Source organism: Streptomyces sp. 8N114, assembly GCF_052245835.1.
Taxonomy (GTDB): Bacteria; Actinomycetota; Actinomycetes; order Streptomycetales; family Streptomycetaceae; genus Streptomyces.
On record NZ_JBQQBT010000011.1, the window covers coordinates 186,659 to 192,780 of the forward strand.

The 6,122-nt window shown below is 70.2% G+C and carries 4 protein-coding genes; 1 reads left to right on the forward strand and 3 read right to left on the reverse strand.

Annotation, left to right across the window (positions count from 1 at the left end; translation table 11 throughout):
• Positions 1 to 44 precede the first annotated feature (44 nt).
• The gene (locus tag ACTWQF_RS23105) at positions 45 to 470 is read left to right on the forward strand and encodes a DUF2752 domain-containing protein (protein WP_443281531.1); all 426 of its coding nucleotides are present in this window, start codon (positions 45 to 47) and stop codon (positions 468 to 470) included.
• A gap of 17 nt (positions 471 to 487) precedes the next feature.
• Here the strand turns inward: ACTWQF_RS23105 and ACTWQF_RS23110 are convergent, their stop codons facing one another.
• From ACTWQF_RS23110 to ACTWQF_RS23120, 3 genes are all read right to left on the reverse strand, one after another.
• Positions 488 to 2,065: a DUF7059 domain-containing protein gene (locus tag ACTWQF_RS23110; protein WP_443281532.1), complete on the reverse strand. Its 1,578-nt coding sequence runs from the start codon at positions 2,063 to 2,065 to the stop codon at positions 488 to 490.
• A 61-nt stretch (positions 2,066 to 2,126) separates the two neighbouring features.
• Positions 2,127 to 2,699: a small secreted protein gene (locus tag ACTWQF_RS23115; protein ID WP_443281533.1), complete on the reverse strand. Its 573-nt coding sequence runs from the start codon at positions 2,697 to 2,699 to the stop codon at positions 2,127 to 2,129.
• 263 nt (positions 2,700 to 2,962) lie between these two features.
• Positions 2,963 to 5,416, reverse strand: coding sequence for a sodium-translocating pyrophosphatase (locus ACTWQF_RS23120; protein WP_443281534.1), 2,454 nt, complete (start codon positions 5,414 to 5,416; stop codon positions 2,963 to 2,965).
• Positions 5,417 to 6,122: the final 706 nt, after the last annotated feature.

Sequence of the window (6,122 nt, forward strand, 5' to 3'; positions counted from 1 at the left end):
GCCCCGGGAGAGGGTGGCGCGACACGAGGGGAGGCACTGGCCACATGGCGATAATCAACGTCCCTGCTGCCGCTGGCCGACTCCGCGCCGCCCTCTCCCACCCGGCAGCTCCGCCGCTCGCCACACTGGCGGCGGGCCTGGCAGGCGCCTGCTACTTGTGGGGCACCAACCCCCATGAGTCAGGCGCCTGGCTGCCGCGCTGCCCCTTCAACTGGGCCACCGGGCTGCTCTGCCCGGCCTGTGGGGGCACGCGCCTGGCGTACGACCTGATGCACGGCGACCTGGCGGCGGCCCTGCACGACAACGCCGCGCTGCTGACGGTGGGCCTGCCCGTCGCCGTCTACCTCTCGGGGCGCTGGCTCTACGAGGGGCTGCGCGGCCGGCGGTACGCACCCCGGATGAACACTCGGTGGAAAGTGGCCGTACTGAGCGCCGCCGTCGCCTGGACGGTGGCCCGCAATCTGCTGTGACGTGACCTACGGGGAGCTCAGTCCAGCACCGGGTCGAGAAACCCCTGTTCGACCAGGAGCCTGATCGACTCCGGCGTCCGCGCCCGCAACTCGGCCGGGTCCTCGCCCAGCAGCTGCCCGATGGCATCCAGGATGCGCCCCGCGCTCAGTGTCCCGTCACACACCCCGGCGAACCCGGCGCCGACCGTGTCCACCGTCGTCGCCCGCCGCATCCCGCGGTTCTGCCGCAGCACGACGTACTCCGGGTCCTCCGCGCCCGGCGCTCCGACCTGCTCCTGGACCACCTCGTCCGCGAGGAGGAACCGGTGCTCCAGCAGCGCCCCGTCGTGCGTACGGCGCAGAAAGTCCTGCCGTTCGAAGTGCGCCCGGATCACCTCGCCCAGGGGCTGCTCGACCGGGTGCGGCCACTCCTCGGCGAGCACCGAGGGGCGCTCGGCCTCCGTGCGCCGCAGGGTGACCCAGCCGAAGCCGACGGCCTTGGTGCCGCGTGCCGCGAACTCCTCCAGCCAGGCGTCGTAGCGCACCGCGTATGCGGCCGGGTCGCCCCGGTGATCCCCCGCGTCCCGCAGCCACAGCTCCGCGTACTGGGTGACGTCCTGCACCTCCCGCTGGACGATCCACGCATCGCACCCGGGCGGCACCCACGCCGAGACGCGCTCGCGCCAGTCCGCGCCCCCCCGGTGCTCCCAGTTGGCCAGCAGCTGGCAGTAGCCGCCCGGGGCCAGATGACGGGCCGCCTGCTGGACGAGGGTGCGGCACATGTCGTCACCCGCCATGCCGCCGTCCCGGTAGGTGAGCCGGGCGCCCGGGGAGATCACGAAGGGCGGGTTGGAGACGATCAGGTCGTACGGCTCCTCGTCCGCCACCGGCTCGAACAGCGAGCCCTCGCGCAGCTCCGGCTCGGCGGCGCCCGACAGCGCGAGGGTCAGCCGCGCGAAGTGCAGCGCACGCGGGTTCACATCCGTGGCGGTGACGTGTGTCGCGAACCGGCCGGCGTGCAGCGCCTGGATTCCGGAGCCGGTGCCGAGATCCAGCGCACGGTCGACGGGGGTGGGCACCATGATCCCGGCGAGGGTCGTGGAAGCGCCGCCGACCCCGAGCACCACGCCCTCCCCCGGGCTTTCCGGGCCGGAATCGCGCGGCCCGCCCACACCGCCGGCGCCGCCGATCGCACACCCACGGTCGCTGACGACCCACCAGTCCTGGCCCTCAGGCCCGCTGTAGGGGCGTACGTCCACGGTGGCGCGTACGGCTTCCTCGGCGTCCTCTGCGTCCCGCGGAGCGCCCGGCACCGGTGTCCGCTCCAGCCACCGGTCGGCCAGCGCCTCGTCGGCCTTCAGCGCCGCCCGCGCGCTGCGGTACGGCACCGCCTGCTGCAGCAGGAAGAGCCGCGTCAGCGTCTCCAGCGGGCCCTCGCCGCGGGTGGCACGCAGCGCCGGGACGGTCTCGCCGCGGGCCAGCGCCGCGTAGGCGGGGGCGCCGAGCAGGTCGAGGAGGCCGTCGGCGGTGAATCCGGCCGCGGTCAGCGCCTCCCGCAGCCTGCGGGTGCTCTCGGTGGTGGGCTCGGGAAGTGCGTCAGTGCTCACCCGCGCCATTCTCCTTCGCTCCCGGGCCGCCCCGCCGCCGGGGGCGTGGGTGAACGTGGGTGACGTGTCCTCAGGACCCGCCCTTGGTGACGCCTGTCTTCTTGCAGCTCTCCTGCTTGGCCATCGACTTGCCCACCTCGCCCTTCTGGAGCTTCTGCAGGGCCTTGTCGCCGCTCTGCCCCAGGGACTTGAGCTTGGCCGCGATGGTGTCGAGGCCCTCGTCGAACTTCTTGTCGGTGGGGAGTTTCTCGGAGGCCACCTTGAGGTCCCGGTACTTGCCGGAGATCCGGTTCAGTTCCTTGACGGCGTCCTTCTGCAGCTTCTCCCCGTCGTCCACCGGCGGCGCTCCCGCCTTCTTCACCGCGCCGGCCATCGCCTTGTAGGCGTCGGAGACCTTCTGGAAGCCGGTGATGTCCGCCTTCTTGACCTCTTCGGGAGACTTGCCTGACTGCGCCGCCTCCGTGATCGAGGCATTGGCCTGAGCGACCCTGTTGAGCTGAGGCTGCAGGTCGTCGCAGACCTGCTTGGCCCAGTCGTCCGTCTTGCCACTGTCGTCGCTGCAACCGGTCAGCGCGAGTACGAGCGCCGCACCGCCGGACAGTGCCGCCGCGAGCTTCTTGTTCACCGGATCGGTCCCTTCCATGGCTGTTCGGCCCGGAACATACACGCCAGAGAGGGAGTGGCGGCGAGCCGGAAGAACCCTATGCCTACTATTGCAGCCATTTGCACCAACAATGCAGTGCGACATTACAGACATTCGTCGATACCCGTCGGGGGCACCCCGGCCGGCCCCCGGAGCACGCATAACGGCGGGCGGGACGCCAATGCGTCCCGCCCGCCGCTCGGTTGACTGTGATTTATGTCGCCGTACCGCCCTGAGAGGCCGTCAGGCCGACCGTCAGCCGGCTAAGAGGCGGCCACCGGGTCCACCGGGTCCGTGGGATCTGCCGGTCCCGCCGAATCTGCCGGGGCCTGAGGGGGCTTGGCGGACCGCTCGCCGGTGTTCTCCTCCGTCACGGCGACACCGCGGCGCTTGGAGACGTAGACGGCGCCGACGATGACCGCGACGGCCACCATCGAGACGCCCACACGCACGGCCACGCTCTTGTCCTCGCCGTAGCTGAACTGCACCACGGCGGGCGCGATGAGCAGCGCCACCAGGTTCATCACCTTCAGCAGCGGGTTGATCGCCGGGCCCGCGGTGTCCTTGAACGGGTCGCCGACCGTGTCGCCGATGATGGTGGCTTCGTGCGCCTCGCTGCCCTTGCCGCCGTGGTGGCCGTCCTCCACCAGCTTCTTCGCGTTGTCCCAGGCACCGCCCGAGTTCGCGAGGAAGACGGCCATCAGGGTGCCCGCACCGATCGCGCCCGCCAGGAACGCCGCCAGCGCGCCCACCCCGAAGGTGAAGCCCACCAGGATCGGCGCCATCACGGCCAGCAGCCCCGGCGTCGTCAGCTCGCGCAGCGCGTCCTTGGTGCAGATGTCCACGACCCGGCCGTACTCCGGCTTCTCGGAGTAGTCCATGATCCCCGGCCGCTCCCGGAACTGCCGCCGCACCTCGAAGACGACCGAACCGGCCGAACGGGAAACGGCGTTGATCGCCAGCCCCGAGAAGAGGAAGACCACCGCAGCCCCGAACATCAGCCCGACCAGCGTGCTGGGCTGCGCGATATCCACCAGCTCCAGCATCTTGCCCGCGCTCTGGTCCGCGTCCGCGAGCGCCTCGGCCAGCTCGGTACGGTACGACCCGAAGAGCGCGGCGGCGGCGAGCACCGCCGTGGCGATGGCGATGCCCTTGGTGATCGCCTTTGTGGTGTTGCCCACCGCGTCCAGGTCGGTGAGGACCTGTGCGCCCGCGCCCTCGACGTCCCCGGACATCTCGGCGATGCCCTGCGCGTTGTCGGAGACCGGCCCGAAGGTGTCCATGGCGACGATCACACCGACGGTCGTCAGCAGACCGGTACCGGCGAGCGCGACCGCGAACAGCGCCAGCATCACCGTGCCGCCGCCCAGCAGGAACGCGCCGTAGACGCTCAGACCGATCAACAGGGCCGTGTAGACGGCCGACTCCAGACCGATGGAGATCCCGGAGAGCACAACGGTGGCCGGGCCCGTCAGCGAGGTCCTGCCGATGTCCCGTACCGGCTTGCGGGTGGTCTCGGTGAAGTAGCCGGTCAGCTGCTGGATGACGGCGGCCAGCACGATGCCGATCGCGACGGCCACGACGGCGAGCACGCGCGGGTCGCCGCTGTGCCCCAGGATTTCCTGCGCATCGTCGCCGGAGACGCCCTTGAGGTCCGCGTAGCTGGACGGCAGGTACGTGAACGCGGCGACGGCCACCAGGGCGAGCGAGATCACGGCCGAGATGAAGAAGCCGCGGTTGATCGCCGTCATCCCGCTGCGGTCCGCGCGGCGCGGCGCCACGGCGAACACGCCCACCATGGCGGTGAGCACCCCGATGGCCGGGACGAGCAGCGGGAAGACCAGCCCGTCGTTGCCGAAGACGGCGGTGCCCAGGATGAGCGCGGCCACCAGCGTCACCGCGTACGACTCGAACAGGTCGGCCGCCATACCGGCGCAGTCGCCGACGTTGTCGCCGACGTTGTCCGCGATGGTGGCCGCGTTGCGCGGGTCGTCCTCCGGGATGCCCTGTTCGACCTTGCCGACGAGGTCGGCGCCGACGTCGGCGGCCTTGGTGAAGATGCCTCCGCCGACTCGCATGAACATCGCGATCAGCGCGGCACCGAGGCCGAAGCCCTCCAGCACCTTCGGCGCGTCCGCCGCGTAGACGAGCACCACGCAGGCCGCACCGAGCAGGCCGAGCCCGACAGTGAACATCCCGACGACACCACCGGTACGAAAAGCGATCTTCATCGCCTTGTGCGAAACAGCCGTGAGATCACCCGACGGCTCCTCCGCGCCCGGCGCCGGAGTCGCCTCACGCGCCGCAGCAGCCACTCGCACATTGCTGCGTACCGCGAGCCACATACCGATATAGCCGGTGGCCGCCGAGAAACCCGCCCCGACCAGGAAGAACAATGAACGGCCGATCCGCTGTTTCATATCGTCGGCCGGCAACAGCATGAGCAGGAAGAAGACGACCACCGCGAATACGCCGAGGGTGCGTAGCTGCCGCGCCAGGTACGCGTTCGCACCCTCCTGCACGGCGGCTGCGATCTTCTTCATGCTGTCGGTGCCTTCGCCCGCGGCGAGCACTTGTCGTACCAACACCAAGGCGACGCCGAGCGCTGCCAGCGCGACAACCGCGATCACGATCGCGAGTCCCCGGTTGCCACTGGTCAGTTCTGCGGCGTCCGCGAGGTGCTGGGGGTGGTGAAGTGGGCTGAGATGCCCCGCCATTCGTCCTCCTTGACGTTTGGCACATGGGCGCGCGCAAGCACGCTCAGGCGTCCTGCTGCAAAGATGTGGACGGATTGTAGGGAGCGCCACTAGATCAAAACAGAGCGCAGCAGCGAGAATTCGCCGGGATCGGCGAAGATCAGCCGCACCGGAACCGGAAAATTCGCTCGCATGAGGGAATGTGCAAATTCAACTGACGCCGAGAAAAACGATCTGTCGAGTGAACGAAGAAGTCCGGCGGCACCGGTTTAGACGCTGGTCAGAAATGCCGTCCGTGATCTTCGGAAGATCATGACTGAAGATCACGGAAAACCACGCGGACGGCCGAACGAAAGATCAAAAAGCCCGCAACGAGCCCGCCGCGATGTGGCGGGCAATGACGGGTGGGGATGTGGAGGTTCAGGGGGAGTTCGAGGGAGGAGGGGTCCAGCGAGGGGCCGAAGGGCACTGCGGCGCGGTGGTACGGACCGCCTGCGGGCCATGCCAGTGCGTTGTGCGAAGCCTGAGCCTGCCTCGCGATGGAGCCGCACGGGCAGCGGCTGCCCCGGGCCTGAGGGCGCGGGGCGGAAGGGCGCAGGGCTGAGGGCGCGGGGCGGAAGGGCGCAGGGCTGAGGGCGCGGGGCGGAAGGGCGCAGGGCTGAGGGCGCGGGGCGGAAGGGCGCAGGGCTGAGGGCGCGGGGCGGAAGGGCGCAGGGCTGAGGGCGCG